This window comes from Streptomyces sp. NPDC028314, assembly GCF_055565795.1.
Genome location: NZ_JBVHTP010000007.1, coordinates 317,349 through 341,627, shown reverse-complemented (window position 1 = coordinate 341,627; position 24,279 = coordinate 317,349). Strand labels below are relative to the sequence as shown.

Below are 24,279 nucleotides of genomic sequence, written 5' to 3'. Positions count from 1 at the left end.
GTGGACGGCCCTCCTTCGTGGCGGTTGCACCGGGCACACCACCTTGTCGTACGAAGGGACCGATCAGTAGACGTCGCGCACGTACCGCTTGTCGGCGGCCAACTGCCGCACGTACGCGGCAGCCGACTGCGCGTCCATACCGCCGTGCGTGGCGACGATCTCGTGCAGGGCCCGGTCCACGTCCTTGGCCATCCGGCCGGCGTCGCCGCAGACGTAGAAGTGGGCGCCGTCCCGCAGCCAACGCCACAGGCGCGGGCCGTGCTCACGCATCCGGTCCTGTACGTAGATCTTGTTGCGCTGGTCGCGCGAGAAGGCGACGTCGAGGCGGTCCAGGTGCCCGGAGGAGACGAAGTCCTCCAGCTCCTGGCGGTAGTAGAAGTCGGTGGCCTCGCGCTGCTCGCCGAAGAACAGCCAGTTGGGGCCGGTGTGACCGCGGGCCCGGCGGTCCTCCAGGAAGCCGATGAACGGCGCGACGCCGGTACCCGGACCCAGCATGATCATCGGGGTGGCGGGGCCGGCGGGCGGGCGGAAGTGCGGCGAGCGCTGGACGAACACCTGGACCGGGCCGTCGTCGGCGCAGTCCGCCAGGTAGGTGGAGCACACGCCCTCGCGGTCCCGGCCCAGGCCGTTGGTGTAGCGGACGACGGACACCGTCAGGCGGACCTCGCCCGGGTGCACCAGCGGGCTGGAGGAGATGGAGTACAGGCGGGGCTGGAGTCGCTTGAGGACTCCGGCCCACTCGGTCGCGGAGGCCCGGACCGGGAAGGCGCCGATGACGTCGGCGGCCTGCCGGCCCCAGCTCCATTTGGCCAGCTCGCCCTTGTTGTCCGGGCGCAGCAGCCGTTGGAGGTCGCGGTCCCCGGTGCGCGCGGCGACGAATTTGAGGAGGTCCGGGGTGATGCGGGCGATGTCGAGGCGGGTCCGCAGGGCTTCGCCGAGGGTGACGTCGCCGCTGTCGGGAAGGGCGATGCTCTCGTCGGGGTCCAGGCCGGTGAGGGCGAGCCACTCGGCCACGAGTCCGGAGCCGTTGGCCGGCCATACGCCGAGGGCGTCTCCGGCCTCGTAGGCGAGCTCGCCGCCGCGGGTGTCGAAGGCGAACTGCCGTATCTCCTTTTGTGATCCGGGCAGGCTGAGCAGCCGGTTCCCGATCAGGAGCGTCGCGAACGGGGATGCCTTGGAGTAGCCGGCGGATGCCGCGGGCCGGGGCGCGGTCGCCGCGGCGGCGGGCTTCGCCGTCGGGGGCGCCGCGGTGACCGCCGTGTCCGGCAGGGCCGTCGCGGACTGGCGGCCGGCCGCTGGGGCGAGGGCGGTGGCGATCCGGTCCAGCCACTGCCCGGCGGCTTCTTCGTAGTCGGGCTCGCAGTCGGTGCGCGGGTGCAGGCGGGCGGCGCCGAGCTCCGCGAGGCGTTCGTCCAGGCGGCGGCCGTGGCCGCAGAAGTCGTCGTAGCTGGAGTCGCCGAAGGCCAGGACGGAGTAGCGCAGGCCGTCCAGCCGGGCGGCATCGGGGGCGGTGAGCGCCTGCCAGAAGCCGGCGCCGTTGTCGGGGCTGTCGCCGTCGCCGAAGGTGCTGGTGACGATCAGCAGGTCGGTACCGGCGGTGAGCTGCGCGGGGGTGGTGTCGGCCATGGCGAGCAGGGCCGGGGTGTGGCCGGTCTCGGTGAGGCGGGCTGCCGCGGCGGCGGCGAACTCCTCGGCGTTGCCGGTCTGCGAGGCCCACAGCACGATCAGCTGCCGGGACGGGGCTGCCTCGCGGGCCGAGGGGGCCTGGCCCGGGGCGGCGGGGGGAGGGCCGGGCGCGGCGGTGCGGGAGAACATTCCGGCCAGCACGCCGTCCACCCACTGCGCCGCCCCGGGGGCGAAGGGCGCGGACGCGGGCAGTACCGGGACACCGCCGGGCGGCGCCGCGGCGAGACCGGCAAGGTATCCGGAGAGGTATCTGCGCTCCGGCTCTGCCAGGGCCGGTCCGGTGACGTCGGTCAGGCCGAAGAGGGTGGCGAGAGCGGAGACGGCCGTGACCCCTTGGCCGGCCGCGGCCGGGGCCAGGGCCACGTCAGTGGGCGGCGGGTCCTGCGGCTGCCGCGCCGGGAGGTCGGGGCCGGCCGCCGAGGGCAGCGAGGCGCTCTCCTCGGGCTCCGGGGCGGCCACCACGCGCAGCGCCACGGCGCAGGCCTTGAACTCGGGCTGGAACGAGATCGGGTCGACGGCGTCGTTGGTGACGGCGTTGATGCTGAGGTACTCCCCGAACAGGTCGTTCCAGTGGAACGGTGCGAAGCAGTTCCCGGGGCGGACCCGGTCGGTGACGACGGCGGGCAGGACGGCGCGGCCGCGCCGGGAGGCGACCTCGATGTGGTCCCCGTCCTCGGCTTCCATCGCGGCGGCGTCGTCCGGATGGAGCTCGACGAACGGGCCCGGGTTCAGCCTGCCCAGTTTGGCGACCTTTCCGGTCTTGGTGAGGGTGTGCCACTGGTGTTGCAGACGGCCCGTGTTCAGGACGAACGGGTAGTCGTCGTCGGGGAGTTCCGCGGCGGGCAGATGCGGGCGGGCGAAGAACCGGGCCCGGCCGGAGGAGGTGGGGAACACCAGCCGGGGGCGGGTGCCGTCGGCGCGTTCCAGCAGGGTCTGGCTCACGCCGTCGTTGAGGTAGCGGATCGGGTTGCGGTCGCCGGCGTCCGCCGACGGGGCCGGCCACTGCACGGGGGCCTCGCGCAGGCGCCGGTAGCTGACGCCGCGCAGGTCCCAGCCGGTCTTCGGATTCCAGGCGCGCTTGAGTTCCTCGAAGACCTCCTCGGCGCTCGCGTAGGTGAAGGCGTCGGCGAAACCCATCTCGCAGGCGACGCGGGCGATGAGCTGCCAGTCGGGCAGTGCCTGGCCGGGCGGATCGAGGACGCCCTGGACGAGGGTGAGGTTCCGCTCCGAGTTGACCATGACGCCGTCGGACTCGGCCCACAGGGTGGCGGGCAGTACGACGTCGGCGTAGGCGTTCGTCTCGGTCTCGGCGAACACGTCCTGCGTGATGACCAGGTCGGCGGCCTCCAGACCGGCGATGACGGTCTTGCGGTTGGCGATCGAGGCGACGGGGTTGGTGCAGATGATCCAGCACGCCTTGATGTCACCGGCGGCCATCTGCTCGAACATCTCCACCGTCCCGCGCCCCACCTCGGTGCGCAGCGTGCCCGCCTCCACACCCCACAGGTCCTCGATGAAGGCCCGCTCCTCGTCCACGAGGACCGAGCGCTGGCCGGGCAGACCCGGGCCCATGTAGCCCATCTCGCGTCCGCCCATCGCGTTCGGCTGGCCGGTCAGCGAGAACGGGCCGGAGCCCGGGCGGCAGATCGCCCCGGTGGCGAGGTGCAGGTTGACGAGGGCGTTGGTGTTCCAGGTGCCGTGGGTCGACTGGTTCAGTCCCATCGTCCAGCAGCTCATCCACTCGCCCGCCTCGCCGATCCACCGGGCGGCCTGCCGGATGTCTGCCTCGGGCAGGCCGGTGATTTCGGCGACCCTCGCCGGCGGGTAGTCCGCCAGGAAGGAGGGCATCTCCTCCCAGCCGTCGGTGAACTCGGCGATGAAGGCCTCGTCGGCGTGCCCGTTCTCCACGAGGAGGTGGAGGATGCCGTTGAGGAGAGCGAGGTCCGTGCCCGGCTTGATCTGGAGGAACAGGTCGGCCTTGTCGGCGGTGGCGTTGCGCCGCGGGTCGACGACGATGAGCTTCGCCCCGGCCGACTTGAGCCGGTCCATCATCCGCAGGAAGAGGATCGGGTGGCAGTCGGCCATGTTCGCGCCGATCACGAAGAAGGCGTCGGCCCGGTCGAAGTCCTGGTAGGAGCCGGGGGGTCCGTCGGCACCCAGTGAGAGCTTGTAGCCGGAGCCCGCGCTGGCCATGCACAGGCGGGAGTTGGACTCGATCCGGTTGGTGCGTACGAAGCCCTTGGCGAGCTTGTTCGCCAAGTACTGGGCCTCCAGGGACATCTGCCCGGAGACGTAGAAGGCGAGGGCGTCGGTGCCGTGCTCGTCCAGGAGCGCGCGCAGCCGCCCGGCAACGGCCGTGATCGCCGCGTCCACATCCGCTTCGGCGGGCTCGGTGCCCCGCTCGGTGCGGATCAGCGCCTTGGCGGCGCGTCCGGGCGCGGCCATCATGTCCGCGCTGGTCGACCCCTTCGTGCAGAGCCGCCCGAAGTTCGTGGGGTGGAGTTTGTCCCCGGAGGCCCTGGTGGCCGTACGCCTGCCGGTGGAGGGGTCCCGGCCGACGTCGAGCACGATGCCGCAGCCGACGCCGCAGTACGAGCAGACCGTCCGGATGCCCTCCGCCTTCGAGCCTGGCGTCGTCGTCACCGGGACTCCCTCCCCCAGGATCACAGTCGTCGCCCCACGCACACCGGGTGAGCTGCGACAGGGGTGGGAGGCTCCCACGACCAAGATCGTAGGAGGGCCGCATTACCGGGCCGTCACACCCCGCGGACGCGGTGTGTAAAGCGGACCGCACAGGGCTCATCCCCTCGGTGTGAGCGGTCCGGGGCGGGCGTCGTGCGGCGCGGCAGGGCCCTGCGCGGCGTCGGGGCAGCCGGCTCACGTCCGGCGCCGCAGGGGCGGCTGCGCCACGACTCGCGCTCCCGCGGCGAGTTCCTCGCCCTCACCCGGGTCGCCGGCTGAGTAGCGTGTCCGTATCCGTCGCGACGCCCGGCCCCCGGCGCCGCTCGCGCCCCTCTGCCAGAGAGACCCGGCCAGACCATGAACAGTGACAGCCACGTGATCATCGGAGCGGGCCTCGGCGGGGCGAAAGCCGCGCAGACCCTGCGCGAGGAGGGCTTCGACGGCCCGGTCGTCCTGATCGGTGCGGAACACGAACGGCCCTACGAGCGCCCGCCGCTGTCCAAGGGCTATCTGCTGGGCAAGGAAGAGCGCGAGAAGATCTACGTCCACCCCCGGCAGTGGTACGCGGAACACGACGTCGACCTGCGCCTGGACACGAAGGCCACCGCCCTCGACCCCGCCGCGCACCGGGTCACGCTCGCCGACGGCAGCCGACTGGACTACGCGAAGCTGCTGCTGACCACCGGATCCTCACCGCGCACGCTGCCCGTCCCGGGGGCCGAGCTCGACGGGGTGTTCCACCTGCGCCAGGTCGAGGACAGCGACCGCCTCAAGGCCGCCTTCCGGCCGGGCGCCCGGGTCGCCGTCATCGGCGCCGGCTGGATCGGCCTGGAGACCGCCGCGGCCGCCCGCGCCGCCGGAGCCCAGGTCACCGTGCTCGAAACCGCGGAGCTGCCGCTGCTGCGCGTCCTCGGCCCCGAGGTGGCGCAGGTCTTCGCCGACCTGCACCGCGGCCACGGCGTGGACCTGCGCCTGGGCGTCGAGGTGGCCGGGATCACCGGCAGCTCCGGTGCGGCGGACGGCGTGCTCCTCGCCGACGGGACCCGTATCGAGGCGCAGGCGGTCGTCGTCGGCGTCGGCATCACCCCCAACACCGGACTCGCCGCAGCCGCGGGCCTGGCCGTCGACAACGGCATCGTCACCGACGAGCACCTGGCCACCTCGGCCCCCGACGTCTACGCCGCGGGTGACGTCGCCAACGCCTACCACCCGTTCCTGAAGCGGCGCATCCGCGTCGAGCACTGGGCCAACGCGCTCAACCAGCCGCAGACCGCGGCCAAGGCGATGCTCGGCCAGGACGCCGTGTACGACCGGATGCCGTACTTCTTCACCGACCAGTACGACCTGGGCATGGAGTACACCGGATACGTCGAGCCCGACGGCTACGACCAGGTCGTCTTCCGCGGCGAAACCGGCACGGGCGAGTTCATCGCCTTCTGGCTGTCCCGGGGCCGCGTCCTGGCGGGCATGAACGTCAACGTCTGGGACGTCACCGAGCCCGTCCAGAACCTCATCCGCTCCCGGGAACCCGTCGACACGGCGCGCCTGGCGGACCCGAGCGTGCCACTGGAGTCACTGCTGCCCTGACGCCCGGGGCCGCCATGACGCCCGGGGCGGCCGGCCTGTCAGGCGTGGCGCCGGATCACAGGGTGCGCACCCTCTGGTCGCGGAGCTCGTAGCGGGCCGCGGACACCGCGAGCCTGCCCGTGACGATCCTGCGGGCCAGGTCGGGTTCGGCCGCCAGGAGGTCGCGGGTGCGGCGGGTGTGCGCGTCGAGGGTGGCGTCGATACGGGCCTCGCCCTGCTGGGCGTGGTCTATCGAGGGGCGTATCCGGTCGGCCAGGTACTGGATGGGGGCGGGCAGTCGCTCCCCCGTCTCGTCGGCGTGCACCGCGGCGCCGACGGCTCCGCAGGACTGGTGGCCGAGGACCAGCACCAGGGGGATCTCCAGCTCCAGGACCCCGTACGCGATGCTGCCGAGCACGGCTTCGTCGAGCACCTCACCGGCGGACCGGACGGTCAGCAGGTCCCCGAGCCCCTGGTCGAAGACGAGCTCCGGGGGGACCCGGGAGTCGACACAGCCCAGCACGATCGCGAAGGGGTGCTGGGCCCGGGTGAGCCGGGTGCGTACGGACGGCGACTCATGCGGGTGCTCCTGGCGGTACGTCCGCCAGCGCCGGTTGCCGGCCGCCAGCTCGCGCAGGGCCTGCTCGGGGGTGGTGGGCCGGTCGGTGGCGGGCCCCGGCGGGGCGGCCGCGGCGGGGAAGGCGGAGCCGAGGCCGAGGACCGACCCGGCGGCCGCCGTACCCGCGACGGCGGTACGGAGCAGGGTCCGGCGGCTGGGCGAAGGGGCGGCGTTGTGCGAGCGCGTGTTCTGACGCCGTGTGTTCGAATTCATCGCGGGACGGTATCCCGGTACCCCCGGGTACGACTCCGCCGTCCGGGAGGATTGGCGGGATCGCCCCCGGACTCGGCTCAATCACACGTTCGCGGCAGACCCGGCTCCCGCCGGGCCGAGGTGCCGAGGGGTCAGATGGTGACGCAGATCCCGTCCTCGATGTTGCGGCCGTCGCGCTCCAGGCCTCCGCAGACGAGCTTGGCACCGGCCTGCTCGTAGCCCACGTCCCAGCGGTGGGAGGCGGCGTTCACGCGGCCGCTGTGGTAGTTGCCCCAGTAGGCGCGCAGGGTGCCGGTCACTCCGTCCTTGGTCTGCACGGTGATGTCCTGGACGAAGCGGTTGTGGTGCGCGGTGTGGACGCAGATGTAGGTACCGCACTGCGTGTCGACGCGCGCGGCGGCCGCGTTGGAGGGAGCGGCGGCCAGCAGGGCGAGGGCGGCGGCCGCGGCGACGGTCGCTGCGATCTGGCGCAGGGAGGTGTTCACAAGGGTGCTCACAAGGGCCTTCTTCATGTCGGCGGGCAGGGAAGGACACGGGAACGCCCGGACAGCGGCCCGGGTACCCGTGGTGCAAGGTGATCACCCACGGGTCTAGCGGTGCCGGGCCCCTCAGCGACAGGGCGGCGCGCGTGAACTCACCTGTTCGAGTGGCCGAGTTCACTGCGGAAACGACTCTGCAATCCTGACGCCGGGACCGGGGACGCACCGGTCACGCACCAGCCCCGCTGGTCCCGGCCCCGTCAGCGGCACCCGCGGGCGTTGAGCCGCGCGGCCTGGCGCGTCAGGTGGTCGCGCTCGGCGAGGTTGGGTGCCTTTCGGGCCGCCTCGGCGTAGAGCCGCGCCGCCGTCGCCAGGTCGCCGTCGCGCTCGTGGAGGTACGCCGCCACCGCGGCGTGGCGGGGCAGTGCGTCGTCCAGCGCCGCGAGCGCCGCCAGGCCGGCGCGCGGCCCGTCGGCCTCGCCCACGGCCACCGCGCGGTTGAGCCGGACGACCGGGCTGTCGGTCAGGCGCGCGAGCTCGTCGTACCACTCGACGATCTGCACCCAGTCGGTCTCCTCGGCTCTGCGCGCGTCGGCGTGGAGTGCGGCGATGGCGGCCTGGGCCTGGAACTCGCCCAGCCGGTCGCGGCCGAGGGCCGCTTGCAGGATCGAGACGCCCTCGGCGATCGACCCGGTGTCCCACCGGCCGCGGTCCTGCTCGGCGAGCGGTACCAGGCTGCCGTCGGACGCGGTCCGGGCGGCGCGCCGGGCGTGGTGGAGCAGCATGAGGGCGAGCAGCCCCGCCACCTCCGGGTGGTCGATCACGGCCGCGAGCTGCCGGGTGAGCCGGATGGCCTCGGCGGCGAGGTCGACGTCACCGGAGTAGCCCTCGTTGAAGACCAGATAGAGGACGCGCAGCACGGTGGCGACATCGCCGGGCCGGTCGAACCGCACGCCCGAGACGGTGCGCTTGGCCCGGCTGATGCGCTGCGCCATGGTCGCCTCGGGCACCAGGTAGGCCTGGGCGATCTGGCGGGTGGTCAGCCCGCCGACGGCGCGCAGCGTGAGCGCGACCGCGGAGGACGGCGTCAGCGACGGGTGGGCGCACAGGAAGTAGAGCTGGAGCGTGTCGTCCGCCACGGGCGCCGGCCCGGGCGCCGGCTCCTCGTCGACGAGGTCCTCGCGCCGGCGGCGGGCGGCGTCCGCCCGGGTCGCGTCGAGGAACCGGCGCCAGGCCACGGTGACCAGCCAGCCCTTCGGGTCCCGCGGCTGGTCGGCGGGCCAGACGCGGACCGCCTCGACCAGCGCGTCCTGCACGGCGTCCTCGGCCGCCGCGAAGTCGGCTCCGCGGCGGACGAGGATCCCGAGCACGCTCGGCGTGAGGCTCCGGAGCAGGGCCTCGTCCATCGGTGAGGTCACTCCGTGATGGTGGGCGGCGCGGCCAGGAACGGGCGCAGCTCGAGCCACTCGTGGATCGGCTTCCCGCCCGCCCCGGGGGCGGCCGACAGCTCCCCGGCCAGCTCGACGGCGCGCTCGTAGCTGTCGACGTCGATCACCATCCAGCCGGCGATGAGGTCCTTGGTCTCGGCGAACGGGCCGTCGGTGACCGGCGGGCGCCCCTCACCGTCGTAGCGGACCCACGCTCCCTCTGGGGCGAGCGCCTGACCGTCGACGAACTCGCCGGTCCCCTCGAGCCGGGCCGCGAAGTCCCGCATGTAGCGCACGTGGTCCGAGATCTCCTCCGGCGTCCACTCGGCCATGGGCACGTCGTTGACCGAAGCCGGGGCGCCGCGGTAGTGCTTCAGGAGCAGGTACTTGGCCATGGTGCTTCTCCTCGGTGCGAGTGCGACCCATTGTGGTCGCTTTCACTACGAGGACGGAGCCGGGCACCGATTCTCGACATCGCCGGTGAAACTTTTTCGGGAACTCGTGGATGAGCCGGTCCCGGCGGCCGGCGAGAGTGGTCGGAGCGGCATCCATCCGGACGAATGGATGCCGCGGACAGTGGGTTCAGCGGCGCGCGCACTGCTTCCAGGCGAAGTGGTAGACGGTGTTGATGCTGCCGTCCGTCGAGTCGACGGCCATGAAACTGGTCTTCGACGCGTCCGTACCGGCCGTCGCGCGCAGCTCGGTGTTGATGTTGAAGTTGCGGAGCTCGCCGCAGGGGGCGTAGACCAGCGCCTCGATGTCCGTGGTGTCGGTCACCTGCCAGTTGTTGTTCAGCTCTCCTCGGAACGTGTGCGAGCGGGACGCGGTCTGGCTCATGCCCTGGAAGTAGTAGCTGGCCTTCTGCGTGCCGGTCGCACCCTTCTCCAGGCTGCCGTAGCCCCGGTAGTCGACGTGGGACACGGCGTAGGTGAAGCCCTGCGGAACGTGCACGACCAGGGAGAGAAGACAGTTCTTGCGGACTTCGGTCGCGGGGACGCCCCCGCCGGCCTGGGCCAGGTACTCGCTGTAGGTGACGGTGAAGGCCGAGTTGTCCGGGGACACGGCGACGGTCGCGGTGCCGGGCTTGCAGCCCGAGCCGTTGACCGTGGCGACGTCCACGGTGACCTGGTCGGGAGGGGCCGTGGGGTTGGCCCCGGCACCCGGGGCGAGCGTGACGAGGGTGCCGGTCACGACGGCTGCGGTGAGTGTGGTGCGCAGTGACTTGATCACGTCGCTATGGATAGCGCTCCGAACGGCCGCGGCCCGGGACCGGGCACGCGGCCTCACTCCGATGGACGGGGCGGTTCACCGCAGAAACGTTCCGCTAGGAGGTGTGGCAGGGCCGAACGGCTCACCGGCCCCGCCGCGCCGCCGACAGGCCGACAGGCCGACAGGCCACGTCAGCGCCGAAATCCCGGTGCGCGTGCCCGGGCGGCCGGCCCAAGGGCTGTCCCGTAATCCCCGGTGGATCAGCGCGCGGCGTCAGATGCGGTGCATCGCAAGGCGGAGGAGCGTCCTCATACCGGGCGTATCCGGGCGCTCCGACAACGCGGCGAGGTGCCGTAGCTGTCGGGCGAAGCGCAGGAGGACATCCTCGGCGCGACGGCCCGGGCCGACCTCACCGCCGAGACCTGGCTGGCCGAGCGCGGGTACGCCTTCAAGCAGCGCGGCTACGCCTTCAAGCACCTCAAGTCCCAGGCCCAGGACATGTCCCTGGCTCCGCTGGGCAAGCGCGGGCGCCGGGAGGCGGCCCGCGTGAACACCGTCTGACCAGCGGGCGAAGCAGGGCGGCGGCCCGCCCCGGGTGTCCGCGGGGGGCCGGTCCCGCCGCTGCGGCGGGACCGGTCGGCGCCCGGGCCCCGCGCGGTGGCCGGGAGCGGCCGGCCGCGCCACGATGGGAAGGACCGTTTCCGTACGGGGGGCCCGCCCCGGGGAGACGCACGTGGCCCGCACCGACGCATCACACCCGGACGTACTGGTCGTGGGCGGCGGCCCCGTCGGACTGACGGCCGCCGCGGAACTGCGGCGGCGCGGGGTGGCCTGCCGCATCGTGGACCGCCTGCCGGCGCGGCTGCCGTACGCGAAGGCGGTGGGGGTCCAGCCCCGCACCCTGGAGATCTGGGACCGGATGGGCTTCGTACGGGCCGCCCTCGACGCGGCGATCCCGATGTACGGGCAGCTGATGTACGTCGACGGCGCCGAACAGGACCGGCTCGAACTGCAACTGCCGCCCGAGGTGCCGTACTGGTTCGCCTCGCTCCCGCAGTACGAGACGGAACGCATCATCGAGGAGTTCCTCGGCCGCTACGGGACCGCCATCGAACGCAGCACGGAGCTGGTGTCCTTCACCCAGGACGCCGACGGGGTGACGAGCCGCCTGGTCCACCTGGACTCCGGGGCGCAGGAGGAGGTCCGCTCCCGGTTCCTGGTCGGCTGCGACGGCGCGCACAGCGCCGTCCGCAAGGGGCTCGGGCTCGGCTTCGAGGGGGCCGGGTTCCCGGAGGAGTACATGCTGGCCGATGTCGAGGTGGACTGGGACCTGCCGTACGGGTACGGCGTACGCGCCATGCACCACGACGCCGACGGCGCCGTCGACGACCTGCTGGTGGCCATCCCGCTCCCCGGGGTGCGCCGCTACCGGATGTCGATGCTGGTGCCGCCCGAGCTGTCCGCCGCGCCGCAGGCCACCGGGGACTCGGTGGTGCACGGGCTGGAGGGCGGCCGGACACCGGAGCTCCCGCACGTCCAGGCGGTGCTGGACCGGCTGTCTCCGCAGCCGGCCACCGCGTCGGCGCTGCGCTGGTCCTCGGTCTTCCGGATCAGCCACCGGCTGGTGGACCGGTACTCCGACGGGCGGGTCTTCGTCGCGGGGGACGCCGCGCACATCCATCCCCCGACCGGCGCGCAGGGCATGAACACCGGGATCCAGGACGCGTGGAACCTGGCGTGGAAGCTCGCCCTGGCCGTGCAGGGCGCCGCGCACCCCCGGCTGCTGGAGAGCTACGACGCCGAGCGCCGGCCGGTCGGCGAGGAGGTCGTCGGCCGCACGGTCCGGCACGCCGTGCAGGGCGTCCGGGCCGACCCGACGGATCCGGCGACGCTCATGCTCCAGCAGGCGCAGCTGCTCGTCGGCTACCGCGGCAGCCCGATCGTCGCACCCGCCGGGCAGGACGGCGCGGCCGGTCCGCAGCCGGGCGACCGGGCCCCGGACTGCGGCGGCCTCACCTCGGCCCTCGCGTCCTACCCGCTGCGGCTGTACGACCTGCTGCGGGACCGCGGGCACGTGCTGCTGCTGGCCGGGGCGGGCCCGGCGGACCCGGACCTCGCCGAACTCGCCGCCCTGGTAAGGGACTTCCCGGCGGGCCGGGTGGAGGCCTGCGCCGTACTAGCCGACGGCGTCCCGGGCGACGGGGCTGCGCTGCCGGTCTACCACGACGGCCGGGGCGAGTTCGCGCGGCTCTACGGGGTGCGGGAGCCGACGGTGTTCGTGGTGCGGCCGGACGGCCACCTGGGAGCCCGGATCGGACCGCCGGACGGGAAGGCGCTGGTCAGCCACCTCGCGGGGGTGTTCGGCGCCTGAGGGTGGTCCGCCGTGGGCGGGTCCGGGGGCGTACTGCACAATCATGGCTCCAGCACGAACCTCAGGGGGACACGGCACATGTACGGGGCGGGAAACAGCCACAGAGTCCGGGGCACGGCGGCGGTCGCCATCGGCGCGGCACTGCTCCTCGGGACCGCCGCCTGCGGCGGCTCGGGACAGGCCGCCGGGGGCGCGAAGGCGGGCAGCAGCGCGAGCCCCGGCGGGAACACGGGGACAAGCGGGGGCACGGGGACGAGCGGGGGCACCGGCGGGGGCACGGGATCGAGCGCCGCCCCGAGCCCGGGCGGCTCGCCCGGACCGGGCGTCGAGCGGCTCAAGGCCCTCGCGCTCACGGCCGGTGACAAGGCAGGCCGGTTCGAGGCCACCGAACCGCTGCTCGACGAGCCGATCAGCGAGCTCTACGACGCCTCTCCGGCGGTCTGCCAGCCGCTGACCAGCCTGCGCAAGGCGGAGCACACGGCCCAGGCCTATGCGCGGGCCGCCGCACCGGACGAGATCCTCGGGGTGGACACCGACATCCTGCTGCGGTCCTACAAGGACCCGGCGGCGGCCGCCTCGGCCATGAGGGCCCTGGCCGCGGCGGGCAAGCAGTGCGCCGGCGGCTACACCGAGGAGCGCGCGCTCGTGGACGCCAAGGTGCTCAGGGTGGAGCAGGTCCAGGCGCCGGCGATCGGGGACGAGGCGCAGGCGTACCGGATCGTGGTGCAGGACGTGAAGAGCCAGGACATCTCCCTGTACAAGTACCTGACCCTGGTCCGGTCCGGGGCGGTCACGCTGTCCTTCCGTTCCGACATCGTCGACACCAAGGACTTCGGCGGGGTCCCGCAGGAGATCGTCACCGCGCAGTGGGAGAAGTTCTCCAAGGGCGCCGGCGCGGCCTCCTGACCCCGGTCCGCGCCGGCCACCCCGCCCGGCGGTGCTCGTGACGCGTACGCCGCCATCGAGGCGGGTCGTACGACGACCGGGCGGGCCTGTCCAAGGAGCCGCCCTCGTGAACGTCAACTGGTTCGGCTTCGGCCACTGACCGGCCCCGGGAGCGCAGTGACCGCCGGGGTGAGAACGCGCCGTGCCGAGCCAGTGACAAGCCACTTCGCCGGGAGCGCTCTCACGCTCCCGGCGGTCCGGGTTACCCTGCTGCCCGGCGCGGCAACCGCCCGCGGTCACGCATGAGGAGGGCCCGTGCCCGAACAGCTTCGCGTTCCCGGGAACCGCCCCACTCTGGAGGCCGTGGCAGCCCGGGCCGGGGTGTCCAGGGCCACCGCGTCCCGCGTCGTCAACGGCGGCGACGGGGTCCGCGCGCATCTGGTGGACCGGGTCCAGGAGGCCGTCAGGGAGCTCGGCTACATCCCCAATCACGCGGCCCGCACCCTGGTCACCCGACGGACCGGGGCCGTCGCCGTGATCATCGCCGAGCCGGAGATCCGGATCTTCTCCGACCCCTTCTTCTCCCGCCAGATCCGCGGCATCAGCAAGGAACTGACGTCGCGGGACGCCCAGTTGGTGTTGCTGCTCGTGGAGCACCGCGGGGACTACGACCGGATCGAGCGCTATCTCGCGGGCGGCCACGTCGACGGGGCGCTGGCCTTCTCCCTGCACACCGACGACCCCCTGCCCGAGATCACCCGGCGCATCGGCATGCCCACGGTCTACGGCGGCCGGCCCGGCTGGACGGCCGGTTCCGGGGAGCACGGCGTCGCGTACGTCGACGCGGACAACCGCGGGGGCGCCCGGGAGGCCGTACGGCATCTGCGCGCCCAGGGCCGGCGGCGCATCGCGCACATCGCCGGCCCGCTGGACCAGACCTCGGCGGCGGACCGGCTCGACGGCTACCGGGATGTGGTGCGCGAGGCGGATCCCGCGTTCGTCGCCGAGGGGGACTTCACCGCGGCCGGCGGCGCACGCGCGATGCGGGAGCTGCTGGAGCGCTGCCCGGCGCTCGACGCGGTGTTCGCGGCGAACGACCTCATGGCGACGGGGGCGCTGGCGGTGCTGCGGGAGCACGGCCGCACGGTGCCGGGGGATGTGGCCCTGGTCGGCTTCGACGACACCGAACTGGTGGCGGAGACAGCCGATCCGCCGCTGACGACGGTGCGCCAGGACGTGGAGGGCATGGGCCGGCTCATGGCCCGTCTGCTGCTCGACACGCTCCACCGGGCCGGGGACCCGCCCGAGCCCCCGCGCTCGGTGATCACCCCGACCTCCCTGGTCCGCCGCGCCTCCGCCTGACGGGGCGGGCCGCTTCAGCGGGCAGCGCCGAAGGGCGGGCGGAGGTACTGCCGCGTACCGCGCTGCAGCCGGACACCCTGCACCGGCTGCCCCTCGCCGCCGCGGCCACCGCCACGCACGCGCGCGGGGGTGCGTGGCATACCGAACGGTTCAGTTCATATACTGGGAGCTTCCACCTCAGCAGTCCCCCCGCTTCAGCACGGCAGATCAGAAGGACACCCCCATGGACGCCGACACCGCGCACGCCACGGACGAGTACGGCATCCCGGTCATTCCGGGGCCCTCCGATGCCGCTCAGCGCAAGCGGCAGGCGATCATCGACGCGGCCGTGGCGGAGTTCCTGGCCGAGGGGTACTCGGCCGCCTCCATGGACGCGATCACCAGCCGGTCCGGTGTGTCCAAGGCGACGATCTACAAGCACTTCGGCAACAAGGAGCGGCTGTTCCTCGCCGTCATCGGCGGCATACTGCCCCGGACCTACGCCGACCTCGAACCGTGCAGCTCGACCATCGCGCAGGCCGCCGACCTGCGGGCGGCGCTGATCCAGCTCACCAAGGACTGGGCCGCGCTGCTGCTGCGCCCCGACATCATGTCGCTGCGCCGCCTGGTGATCGGGGAGATCGACCGCTTCCCGCAGCTCGGGCACCTCTGGTACCGGGTCACGTACGACATGAACAACGGCCCGCTGACCGAGGCGGTGATCGAGCTCAACCGCACCGGCAAGCTCGACGCCCCCGACCCGGCGCTCGCGGTGCAGCAGTTGGTCGCGGCCACCGTGGGCGTACCCCAGCTGGTCCGCACCTTCGCTCCCGACGCCGAGATCGACGACGCCGAGCTCACCCGCGTCATGGCCTCGGGGGTCGACCTCTTCCTGGCGCGCTACGCGACGGCCTGAGCGACGCCGCCCGCGAAGCCGGGCCGCGGCGGGTCACCCCAAGGGGCCAGGGCAGCGCCGCCGAGTTGTTGATCATCGCGAAGACGGCAGCCGAGCCTCGGCCGTGTCCCGGCCAGGGTCCTGGACGAGTCATTCCGAATGATCAGTGGTCGTAGGCGATCAGTGGTGGTGTGAAGGCTGGCCGATGACAGCACTGTCCTGCGGGTGGTAGAGCTCTTGGGCGCGGGCCAGGTTGATGGGCCCGTCCTGGTGCAGGTGCAGGAAGAAGTCCAGCTGCCACGCTTGCGTACTGCCGGCCTGGCGGTTGGCAGGGGTCACCCAGGGCGGGTAGATGCGAAAGGCTCGTTTCCCACCTGAACCGTTTGCCGATACGACGCCGTGCTGGCGGAGCGCGTCCATGGGAAAGACGAACTGGCCGAAGTTGTGATCGTCGCGGGTGCTGATGACAAAGAGGTCGACGGGGTCCGTGACATCGAAGGGCTGGATGGGCCCGGCCGGGGACCTCTTCCAGACAGTGACGAACTGGCCGGCCTTGGTGGGGGTCGTCTTGGCGGCGCGAAACCGGACGGCGAGACCCTCGAGGGTGAACTGGTAGGCGGCGTACTCGGCACTCTCGGCTTCGGGGACTGGCTGCGAGCAGGCAAATCCGCAGCGGTCGTACACGAGCGCCTTCGCCGCGACGAGATCTTTGTGGGCCGGGGCGGTGCCCAGCCATGGTTCCGGGCGGAGATCGGCTGACTGCTTGCGGTCCGTGGTCATTTGTCCACTCTGTCACGGGCGGTTGGGCGCAGTCGGGTTGGGGCTTCACCTCGTCGAGCGCGGCGGCTGCCACAACCACAGGACAGGCCAACCCGTCACACGATCCCTGATCGCCTACGACCACTAACGGTCATTCGGAATGACTCGTCCAGAGGCCCGAGGCCGGGTACCCGGCCGAGGCGTAGCCCGAGTTCACCGAGATGTCCAGGGTCTGGGGGGCGGAAGGGTCGCGCAGGGCGACGTCCACCTCGCAGCGGCCCCGGCCGGCCTCGCCGCCGGTCCGGAAGCGGGTGGCCGTCGGGAAGGTGAGGTCCAGCCGGCCGGTGTCGACGCGGGCGCCCACCCGGTCCGGCGGGGTCAGGAAGGCGGCCGCGGCCTGGCCGGAGCCCACGCGGATGTCGGCCTGCGGGGACGTGAGGTCGGCCGCCCGCAGCTGCCCGGTTCCGACCCGGGCGCGCAGGGCGCCGCGCAACCCGGTCAGGTTCAGGGAGCCGGAGTCGACGTCGGCGTCCACGGCGCCGCCCAGCCCGCTGATGTCCACCCGGCCGGAGGTCCCGGCCACCTTGACCGGGATCCCGGCGGGCACCGTCACCGCGAGCCGCACGGAGCATCCGGCGCCGGGATCCAGGCCGGTGGGGTCGTCGGGGCAGTGCGGGGTGAGCTTCAGGGTGCTGCCGTGCCAGGTCTCCTCGATGGTGGGCCGCTGCTGTGACGCGCTGAACCGGGCGCGGTAGCCGACCTGCTGGTCCGCGCGGGGGGTGACGGTGACCTGGGAGCCGCCCGCCGCGATCTCCAGTCCGGTCACCGGGCGCCCCGCGCTGCCGCCCTGCAGGGTGCGGTTCTGGGACCCGCTGTGCGCCCACACCTGCCAGGCCGCCGGTATCACCACGAGCACGGAGCTGAGCAGCGCCGCGGTGATCCACGCGCGGCGGTGCCCCGGGCGGTCCGGGCCGGACCCGGATCCGCCGGTGTCCGTCACACCGGCGTGCGTCGCGGCGGTGTCCGTCATGGCGGCGTCCGTCACACCGGTGTCCGTCACGGCGTACCGTCCAGGAAGCGCAGGACGGCGAGGACGCGGCGGTGGGCGCCGTCGGCCGGGGGCAGGTCCAGCTTGGCGAAGATGTTGTTGATGTGTTTGGCCACCGCGCTCTCGCTCACGACGAGTCCGGCGGCGATGCCGGCGTTGGAGCGGCCTTCCGCCATCAGGGCCAGCACCTCGCGCTCGCGCGGGGTGAGACGCTCCAAGGGGTCCGGCCCGCCGCCCCGGCGCAGCAGGAGCTGGGCCACGACCTGCGGGTCGAGCGCGGTGCCTCCGGCCGCGACGCGGCGCAGGGCGTCGATGAACTCCTCGACGTCGGCGACCCGTTGCTTGAGGAGGTAGCCGATGCCCGCGCCGCTCTGGGTGGCCAGCAGGTCCGCGGCGTAGCGCTCCTCGACGTACTGCGAGAGCAGCAGGACAGCGGTGTCCGGGTGCTGTTGACGGATCATCAGGGCGGCGCGGACGCCCTCGTCGGTGAAGCCGGGTGGCATGCGTACGTCGACCAGGGCGAGGGCGGGTCTGTGCTCCTCGACCGCGGCGAGCAGGGCTTCGGCGTCGCCGGTCTCGGCGGCCACCTCGAACCCGGCCATTTCGAGGACCTTGACGAGCCCGATGCGCAGGAGGACGGAATCTTCGGCTATCACAGCGCGCACGGCAGCTCCACGGTGACGACGGTCGGGCCCCCGAGGGGGCTGTTGATCATGATGGTTCCGTCGACCGACCCTACGCGTTTGCGCAGTCCGGTCAGACCGGTCCCCCCGGCCGGGTCAGCCCCTCCCACCCCGTCGTCGGTGACGACGAGGCGCAGCAGATCCCCGCGCCGGCCCGGGACGCGGTCGACCCGCACCGCACAGCGCTCGGCCCGGGCGTGCTTGGCGACGTTGGCGAGGGTCTCGGAGACCACGAAGTAGGCGACGGCCTCGACGGTGGGGCCCGGCCGCACGGGGAGGTCCACGGTCAGCTCGACGGGGAGCGGAGCGCGGGCCGCGATCCCGGAGAGCGCGGCGTCGAGGCCGCGGTCCTCCAGGACGGCCGGATGCAGGCCCCGTACCAGGCTGTTGAGTTCCTCGATGGCCTCCTTCGCCTCGCGGTGGGCCTCGTCGATGACGGCCTTGGCCTCGGGCGGCAGGCCGGGCAGGGTGGCGCGGGCGATGCCGAGGTTCATGGCGAGGGAGACCAGCCGCTGTTGGGCGCCGTCGTGCAGGTCCCGCTCGATGCGGCGGCGTTCGAGGTCGGCCGCGTCGAGGACCCCGGCCCGGCTCTCGGCGAGGTCCTCGACGCGGCGCAGGAGTTCCCGGGACCGGCTGGGGCCGAGCAGGGCGTCCGCGGCGGCGGAGTCCAGCCGGGTGAGGAGCGCGGCCGCCCAGGGTGCGGCGAGCAGGGTCAGGACGCCGACCGCGGTGATCACGTCGTACTGCGCCGTCCAGCCGGGGGCGGGGACCTGGTCGCCGTCGGGCAGCAGCCAGAGCCAGGCGTACACGGAGCCCGCGGCGAGGCCGCCGATCCAGGCGAGCACCAGCACCGCGCCGGCGAGGGCTGCGGCCGGGCTGACCAGCAGGTGGTAGCCGTACTGGCGCCAGGTCGCCTCGGAGCGCATCCGTTCGCGGAGTCCGCGCACGGTCGGCCAGGGGTGCTCCCGCACGACGTCCGGTACGTCGAGGCCGAGCAGCGACCAGAAGCGGCTGCGCTGGAGCCGGGTGAGCAGCGGGCGGCAGGCCAGCGCGAGCAGCAGCGGGATCACGTTGCGGCCCTGAGTCACCGTCAGGAAGGTGAACCCGAGGGCGACGGGGAGCGCGGGCGGGATCGCGGCCACGCAGAAGACCGTGTTGCGCCAGGCCCACGCCGACCACGGGGTGTGCTCCGCGATCCAGGTGTACGTACGCCTCAACGCGCCGCGAATTGCCATGCGCCGTACGTTAATCGCACTGGCCAGGGGCCTGCGACCACCCTGGTGCCCGCCCGGGGGTGTACCCGGCACCACCCCCGGTTCGGACGGTGGGGCTACTGATCTTCCGGCTCCCGCGGACCAGGGTTGTGGTGTGCCCGGCGGACGGACCGTCAGGCCGGAAGGAGACCCGCAGCCATGGCCCTCGCCGCCCCGTACTTCCCCGCCCGCCGCACCCCGGCCCGGCGGTCGACGGCCGGCCGGCTGCGCTCCGGCTGGGCCGGCCGGCGGGCTCCGCGGTTCTCGACGGTGCTCACGGGGGCCGGGGTGGCGCTGGTGCCGTGGATGGTGGTGCTGGCGAAGACGCTGCCGCAGACGGCCGAGGTGTCGAACTGGTCCACCGCGTGGATCGGCCTGGACCTGATGCTGGCCGCCGGACTGACCGGGACCGGGATGCTGCTGCGCAGGGGGGACCCCCGGGTGTCCCCGGTGGCGGCGGCGACGGCCGCGCTGCTGGCGCTGGACGCCTGGTTCGACGTCACCACCTCGGCCGGGACCGGCGGCCAGGGAATGGCGCTGGTACTGGCCGCGGTGGCGGAACTGCCGCTGGCGGTGGCCTGCGCGGTCGTGGCCGCGCGACAGCACGCCCCGGTCGTCGCCGCGCGGCGGCCCGCCCGGCGGGATGCCTGACCGGGGTCGGGGACGGTCCGGAAAACGCGTCCGGCGCCCCTCGGGAGGGGCGCCGGAAGAGGCCGGGCGGCGGGGTGCGGAGCCGCCGCCGGGCGGCTCGTTCGGGTTACTCGATGACGAGCTCGACGGGGATGTTGCCGCGGGTGGCCTTCGAGTAGGGGCAGACCTCGTGGGCCTGCTTGACCAGCAGGGTGCCCGTCTCGCCCGCCAGGGCCTCCGGCAGCTCGATGCGCAGGGTCACGGCCAGGGCGAAGCCCGTGGCGTCCTGGCCGATGGAGGTCTCCGCGGTGACCGACACGTCGCTGGTGTCGACCTTGGCCTGGCGGCCGACCAGGCCGAGCGCGCTGGCGAAGCAGGCGGCGTAGCCGGCCGCGAAGAGCTGCTCGGGGTTGGTGCCCTGGCCGTTGCCGCCCAGCGCCGGGGGCATGGCGAGCGCCAGGTCGATCTGGCCGTCGGAGCTGACGGCGCGGCCCTCGCGGCCGTTGGCGGTGGCGACAGCGGTGTACAGCGCGTCCATCGGGGGTTCCTCTCGGAGGGGTGAACCGTCGCGGCCGGTCTCCGGCCGCTCCACAAATAAAGCACACAGTTCAATTGGATGCAACTGAGTTGTGCACAACTCAATCGCTCGCAAGTCTCCCCGGGTACACTGAGCACCATGACCGAGCAGCCGAGCGACACCCTCCACGACCAGGACTTCCTCCGCCTGGACGGGCAGATCTGCTTCGCGCTCAACGCCGCGAGCCGCGCCTTCGGCGGCCTGTACCGGGTCGTGCTCAAGGACCTGGGGCTGACCTACCCCCAGTACCTGGTGATGCTGGTGCTCTGGGAGCACGGCGAGATGCCCGTCAAGCAGCTCGGGCACCACCTGCGCCTCGACTCGGGCACCCTGTCGCCGCTGCTCAAGCGGCTCGAGGCGGCCGGCCTGATCCGCCGCGAGCGCAGCACCGAGGACGAGCGCTCGGTGCACGCCGTCCTGACCGCGGAGGGCGCCGCACTGCGGGCCCGCGCGGTGGAGGTGCCCCGCCGGATCGCGCGGGCCACGGGATTCGAGCTGGAGGAGATCCGAGATCTCCAGACGCGACTGAACCGACTGACGGAAGCCCTCGACACGGCCGCCGTCGGCGACGCGGCCGAGGACGACGGCGCCGGCACTGAGGACGGCGCCGGCACTCAGAGGGCGTGAACCCCGCGGGGTCCGGCCGACCGGGTCCGGCACCCTTCTCCACGGTCGGACGTCCAGCCTCCACGGTCGGGCGTCCAGGCGGCCTTCCCCCTGCTCAGGCGTCCTTCTCCATGGTCGGGCGGAGCCGCTCCAGCAGGGCGTAGAGGGTCGCGCTCTCCGCCTCGTCCAGCGTGTCGAGCGCGCCGTGCGTCGCCTGCATCTCCTCGCGCACCCGCCGGATGGTCTCGCGGCCCGCGTCGGTCGCCACGACGTTCTTCACGCGCCGGTCCGCGGGGGAAGGCTCCCGCCGCACCAGCTCGCGCGCCTCCAGCCGGTCGACGATCCCCGTGACGTTCGAGGCGTCACAGGCCAGCAGCGTGGCCAGGCCGCGCATCGGTACCGGCCCTTCGAGCTGGGCGAGGACCTTGGCCTGCGTGGACGTGAGCCCGTAGCGGGCCGCCGCGGCAGCGAAGTCCCGCCACTGGGCGGTGCCGATGGCGGCGAGCAGTTCCAGCAGCTGGAGTTTCGTGGGGCCGTGCGGGGCGGCCGGTGCGGTGGCGCTCATGCGCTGGAGCCTACTCCAAGATGCTTGACATTATCAACCTTTTACTTGACCACCTTAACCATTGCCGTCTACCTTCACCGAAGTACTTGATGACATAAAACATCTGCGATCTGAAGCACTAAGAAGGTCACCCCCGCCATGAGCACCGCCGCATCCGCCCCCGCCGACGCCGGGCCCAGGAACGAGACGGTCATCGTCTTCGCCCTGAGCCTCGCCGCCATGGTCGTGTCGATGATGCAGACCCTGCCCGTCCCTATCCTGGGTCTGATCCGCAACGACCTCGGCACCTCGACCGCCAATGTCAGCTGGGTGACCACCGCCACCCTGCTGTCCGCCGCCGTCTTCACCCCGCTGCTCGGCCGCTTCGGCGACCAGCACGGCAAGAAGCCGACCCTGGTGGCCGTGCTCGGCGTCATGGTCGCGGGGTCCGTCATCGCGGCGCTCGCCAGCTCGCTGCCGCTGCTGATCCTGGGCCGGGTGCTCCAGGGCGCGGCCACCGCGATCTTCCCGCTGGCGCTGTCCGTCCTGCGCGAAGAGGTCCGCCCGCAGAAGCTGCCGGGCGCCATGGCGCTGGTCAGCGGCACGCTCGCGTTCGGCAGCGGCCTGGCTCTCGTCGCCACCGGTCTGCTGACCTCGGGCGCCGGCGCCGACTACCGCAACGCCTTCTGGATGGCGACCGGCTTCGCGGCCGTGGCCCTCCTCGCGGTCGTGTTCCTGGTCCCGGCCACCCGCCACAAGACCGGCGGCCGTACGGACTTCCTCGGCGCGCTGACCCTGGGCATCGCCCTCCTGCTGCTCCTGCTGCCGATCTCCCAGGGCCACGAGTGGGGCTGGGCCTCCGCCCGTACGCTGGGCAGCTTCGCCGGCGCCGCCGTCATGACCGCCGTCTGGGTCCTGGTGGAGCGCAAGGTGCGCGAGCCGCTGGTGGACATGCGGATGTTCGTCCACCGCCCGGTGCTGATGGCCAACCTGGCCGGCATCCTCGTCGGCTTCGGCATGTTCGCGAACTTCCTGGGCGTCTCCTACCTCGTCCAGATGCCGAAGGCCCTGACCGGGTACGGCTTCGACGCGTCCATCCTGCGCGCCTCCGTCCAGTTCCTGCTGCCCGGCGCGATCGTCTCGCTGCTCGCCTCCCCCATCGGCGGCCAGCTGGTCCGCCACCGGGGCCCCCGGGTCGCCCTGGGCCTCGCCGCCGCGCTCGGCGCCACCGGCTTCGGCTGGCTGGCCCTGGACCACGGCCACTCCTTCTCGGTGATCGGCGCCGGTCTCGTCGTCGGCGCGGCCGTCAGCTTCGGCTACGCCGCCATGCCGGCCGTGATCATGGCCAGCGTCCCGCACCACCAGAGCGGCATCGCCAACGGCATCAACTCGATCTCCCGCTCCACCGGCAGCGCGATCGGCAGCGCCATCGTCACCACGATCCTGGCCTCCAAGACCATCGAGCACCTCCCGGCGGGTGTCCCGGCGCTGCCCGCCGAGTCGGGGTTCACCCTGACCTTCGGCATCGGCGCCGTCGCCTTCGCACTGGTCGCCGTGATCAGCTGGCTCGGCCTGCGCTCGGGCCACGGCCCCCGGGTTCCGGAGCCCGTCGCCTCGGGCGGCACCCCGGTGCTGAAGGTGGTCGACACGGCCGACGCCGTCTGACCCCGCCCTCCGCGCCGCACGGCCTTGCCCCGGCCGTCGAACCGCCCCCGGTCCTCTCGGACCGGGGGCGGTTCTGCGTACGGACCTCAACGCAGCCAGGCACGGCCCGGGTTGAGTCCGGGCCGGGATGGCCGGACCCTGCCGTCGTGTCACCGGGGCCTCCTGGCTGCGGCGTTGTCAGTGGGGGTCGCTAGTCTCCCCGCATACCGCAGCTCAGAGGGCGTTGGCGCCTTCCTTCGGGCTGCGCGGAATCTGACGGGACAGGCAGAGGGGCACGGGCTGATGGCTTGGCTGGCGGCGGGTGAGGGGTACCAGATCTCCCTCCTGGAGGGGCGGGTCGTGGCCCGGGGATCGACGGGGCGGCAGCTGAAGACGCTGCCCAAGGCGTTGCGCGACCATCCGGAGGTGGACCGGCTGCGCAGGCTCTCCGAGTGGCTCGACCGGCACACGGCGGCGTGCGTCGCCCAGGTCGACACCTGGATGGTGTCCTCGCTGCCGGTGCCGACGGCGCTCCTCGCCCGGGTGTGGCCCGACGAGGCCTGGCAGAGCGCGCTGCGCGACCTCGCGATCGTCGCCGACGACGACCCCGACGAGGTGGGCTTCCTGCGCGACGCCACCGAGGCGGGCGAGCTCAAGGTGGTCAACCTCGACGGCGAGACCGTTCGGCTCTCCCCGCGCACGGTGACCCTGCCGCACCCGGTGCTGCTGCCCGACCTGGACGACGTACGGGACTTCGCGGCCGACCTGGGCATCACCCAGCAGGTCGAGCAGATCCACCGCGCGACCTGGCAGAAGCCCGCGGGCCTCGCGGCGAACGCGACCGAGGTACGGGACTACGCGGGCGGGGTGTTCCCCTCCCGGTTCAGCCTCGCGGCCCGCGCCACCGGCCTCGGCTACCGGGTCTCCGGCGGCTACGCCACCTGCAAGGTCCGGGACACGGGCGGCGCCGTGGAGGCCGCGGTGTGGATCGGAGAGCCGTACTGGGAGGACGAGTCGACCACCGGCGGCCTGAACTGGCACGACGAGGACGGCCGGGCCGTGCGGCTCGACGAGGTCGGGCCGGTCGCCTGGTCCGAGGGGATGCGGATGGCCGCGGCGCTGTACGCCGGGCGCAAGATCGAGGAGGGCGGGGACGCGTGAA

23 protein-coding genes are annotated in these 24,279 nt (G+C 73.0%); 11 read left to right on the top strand and 12 right to left on the bottom strand.

The features are described 5' to 3' along the window. Nucleotides 1-63: 63 nt before the first annotated feature. Nucleotides 64-4,329, bottom strand: a complete 4,266-nt coding sequence (locus tag ACZ4TG_RS18890) for a molybdopterin-dependent oxidoreductase (protein ID WP_468164055.1) — start codon at nt 4,327-4,329, stop codon at nt 64-66. A gap of 192 nt (nt 4,330-4,521) precedes the next feature. Between ACZ4TG_RS18890 and ACZ4TG_RS18885 the strand changes: the two genes are divergently transcribed. After that, nucleotides 4,522-4,647, top strand: a complete 126-nt coding sequence (locus tag ACZ4TG_RS18885) for a hypothetical protein (protein WP_468164053.1) — start codon at nt 4,522-4,524, stop codon at nt 4,645-4,647. Nucleotides 4,648-4,725: 78 nt separating this feature from the next. Then, nucleotides 4,726-5,955, top strand: coding sequence for an NAD(P)/FAD-dependent oxidoreductase (locus ACZ4TG_RS18880; RefSeq protein WP_468164051.1), 1,230 nt, complete (start codon nt 4,726-4,728; stop codon nt 5,953-5,955). Nucleotides 5,956-6,010: 55 nt separating this feature from the next. Here the strand turns inward: ACZ4TG_RS18880 and ACZ4TG_RS18875 are convergent, their stop codons facing one another. From ACZ4TG_RS18875 to ACZ4TG_RS18855, 5 genes are all read right to left on the bottom strand, one after another. Continuing rightward, nucleotides 6,011-6,766, bottom strand: coding sequence for a carbonic anhydrase (locus tag ACZ4TG_RS18875; protein WP_468164049.1), 756 nt, complete (start codon nt 6,764-6,766; stop codon nt 6,011-6,013). A gap of 131 nt (nt 6,767-6,897) precedes the next feature. Further along, nucleotides 6,898-7,263 carry a hypothetical protein gene (locus ACZ4TG_RS18870; protein WP_468164047.1) on the bottom strand — a complete coding sequence of 122 codons (366 nt, stop codon included), beginning with the start codon at nt 7,261-7,263 and terminating at the stop codon, nt 6,898-6,900. A gap of 242 nt (nt 7,264-7,505) precedes the next feature. Next, complete coding sequence (locus ACZ4TG_RS18865; RefSeq protein ID WP_468164176.1) at nt 7,506-8,651, bottom strand: RNA polymerase sigma factor; 1,146 nt, start codon at nt 8,649-8,651, stop codon at nt 7,506-7,508. 8 nt (nt 8,652-8,659) lie between these two features. Next, nucleotides 8,660-9,067, bottom strand: a complete 408-nt coding sequence (locus ACZ4TG_RS18860) for a YciI family protein (protein WP_468164045.1) — start codon at nt 9,065-9,067, stop codon at nt 8,660-8,662. Nucleotides 9,068-9,254: 187 nt separating this feature from the next. Then, nucleotides 9,255-9,902, bottom strand: a complete 648-nt coding sequence (locus ACZ4TG_RS18855; protein ID WP_468164042.1) for a DUF4360 domain-containing protein — start codon at nt 9,900-9,902, stop codon at nt 9,255-9,257. A gap of 336 nt (nt 9,903-10,238) precedes the next feature. On the opposite strand from ACZ4TG_RS18855, the gene ACZ4TG_RS18850 reads away from it, so the two are divergent. The 5 genes from ACZ4TG_RS18850 (at nt 10,239) to ACZ4TG_RS18830 (ending at nt 15,394) form a co-directional block, all read left to right on the top strand. After that, the gene (locus ACZ4TG_RS18850; protein WP_468164174.1) at nt 10,239-10,442 is read left to right on the top strand and encodes a DUF6204 family protein; all 204 of its coding nucleotides are present in this window, start codon (nt 10,239-10,241) and stop codon (nt 10,440-10,442) included. A 172-nt stretch (nt 10,443-10,614) separates the two neighbouring features. Further along, nucleotides 10,615-12,252: an FAD-dependent monooxygenase gene (locus ACZ4TG_RS18845; protein WP_468164040.1), complete on the top strand. Its 1,638-nt coding sequence runs from the start codon at nt 10,615-10,617 to the stop codon at nt 12,250-12,252. A gap of 78 nt (nt 12,253-12,330) precedes the next feature. Beyond that, nucleotides 12,331-13,158 carry a hypothetical protein gene (locus tag ACZ4TG_RS18840; RefSeq protein ID WP_468164038.1) on the top strand — a complete coding sequence of 276 codons (828 nt, stop codon included), beginning with the start codon at nt 12,331-12,333 and terminating at the stop codon, nt 13,156-13,158. Nucleotides 13,159-13,452: 294 nt separating this feature from the next. Further along, complete coding sequence (locus tag ACZ4TG_RS18835; protein WP_468164036.1) at nt 13,453-14,499, top strand: LacI family DNA-binding transcriptional regulator; 1,047 nt, start codon at nt 13,453-13,455, stop codon at nt 14,497-14,499. Between the two features lie 223 nt (nt 14,500-14,722). Continuing rightward, entirely contained in the window at nt 14,723-15,394 is a 672-nt protein-coding gene (locus ACZ4TG_RS18830) for a TetR/AcrR family transcriptional regulator (protein WP_468164034.1), read from the top strand. Between the two features lie 159 nt (nt 15,395-15,553). On the opposite strand, the gene ACZ4TG_RS18825 is transcribed toward ACZ4TG_RS18830, so the two are convergent. From ACZ4TG_RS18825 to ACZ4TG_RS18810, 4 genes are all read right to left on the bottom strand, one after another. After that, entirely contained in the window at nt 15,554-16,153 is a 600-nt protein-coding gene (locus ACZ4TG_RS18825; RefSeq protein WP_468164032.1) for a MepB family protein, read from the bottom strand. Between the two features lie 130 nt (nt 16,154-16,283). Continuing rightward, nucleotides 16,284-17,192: a DUF4097 family beta strand repeat-containing protein gene (locus tag ACZ4TG_RS18820; RefSeq protein WP_468164030.1), complete on the bottom strand. Its 909-nt coding sequence runs from the start codon at nt 17,190-17,192 to the stop codon at nt 16,284-16,286. Continuing rightward, nucleotides 17,189-17,845 carry a response regulator transcription factor gene (locus tag ACZ4TG_RS18815; protein ID WP_468164028.1) on the bottom strand — a complete coding sequence of 219 codons (657 nt, stop codon included), beginning with the start codon at nt 17,843-17,845 and terminating at the stop codon, nt 17,189-17,191. Before ACZ4TG_RS18815 ends, ACZ4TG_RS18820 begins: the two co-directional genes overlap by 4 nt. Continuing rightward, nucleotides 17,833-19,098: a sensor histidine kinase gene (locus ACZ4TG_RS18810; protein WP_468164026.1), complete on the bottom strand. Its 1,266-nt coding sequence runs from the start codon at nt 19,096-19,098 to the stop codon at nt 17,833-17,835. Before ACZ4TG_RS18810 ends, ACZ4TG_RS18815 begins: the two co-directional genes overlap by 13 nt. Before the next feature lie 177 nt (nt 19,099-19,275). Here ACZ4TG_RS18810 and ACZ4TG_RS18805 point away from each other — a divergent pair, with 177 nt between their 5' ends. After that, nucleotides 19,276-19,767 (top strand): LPXTG cell wall anchor domain-containing protein, encoded by a 492-nt coding sequence (locus tag ACZ4TG_RS18805; protein ID WP_468164024.1) that lies wholly within the window; start codon nt 19,276-19,278, stop codon nt 19,765-19,767. Nucleotides 19,768-19,873: 106 nt separating this feature from the next. Here ACZ4TG_RS18805 and ACZ4TG_RS18800 read toward each other — a convergent pair whose 3' ends face one another. Further along, nucleotides 19,874-20,284 (bottom strand): organic hydroperoxide resistance protein, encoded by a 411-nt coding sequence (locus ACZ4TG_RS18800; RefSeq protein ID WP_468164022.1) that lies wholly within the window; start codon nt 20,282-20,284, stop codon nt 19,874-19,876. Nucleotides 20,285-20,422: 138 nt separating this feature from the next. Here ACZ4TG_RS18800 and ACZ4TG_RS18795 point away from each other — a divergent pair, with 138 nt between their 5' ends. Next, on the top strand, nt 20,423-20,950 hold the full coding sequence (locus ACZ4TG_RS18795) for a MarR family winged helix-turn-helix transcriptional regulator (RefSeq protein WP_468164020.1): 528 nt from the start codon (nt 20,423-20,425) through the stop codon (nt 20,948-20,950). 94 nt (nt 20,951-21,044) lie between these two features. On the opposite strand, the gene ACZ4TG_RS18790 is transcribed toward ACZ4TG_RS18795, so the two are convergent. Further along, nucleotides 21,045-21,494 (bottom strand): MarR family winged helix-turn-helix transcriptional regulator, encoded by a 450-nt coding sequence (locus ACZ4TG_RS18790; protein WP_468164018.1) that lies wholly within the window; start codon nt 21,492-21,494, stop codon nt 21,045-21,047. Between the two features lie 138 nt (nt 21,495-21,632). Here ACZ4TG_RS18790 and ACZ4TG_RS18785 point away from each other — a divergent pair, with 138 nt between their 5' ends. Next, a complete protein-coding gene (locus ACZ4TG_RS18785; RefSeq protein WP_468164016.1) occupies nt 21,633-23,138 on the top strand; it encodes an MFS transporter in 1,506 nt (501 codons plus the stop codon). A 282-nt stretch (nt 23,139-23,420) separates the two neighbouring features. Next, on the top strand, nt 23,421-24,278 hold the full coding sequence (locus ACZ4TG_RS18780; RefSeq protein ID WP_468164014.1) for a DUF4132 domain-containing protein: 858 nt from the start codon (nt 23,421-23,423) through the stop codon (nt 24,276-24,278). The last annotated feature ends 1 nt before the right edge of the window (nt 24,279 follow it).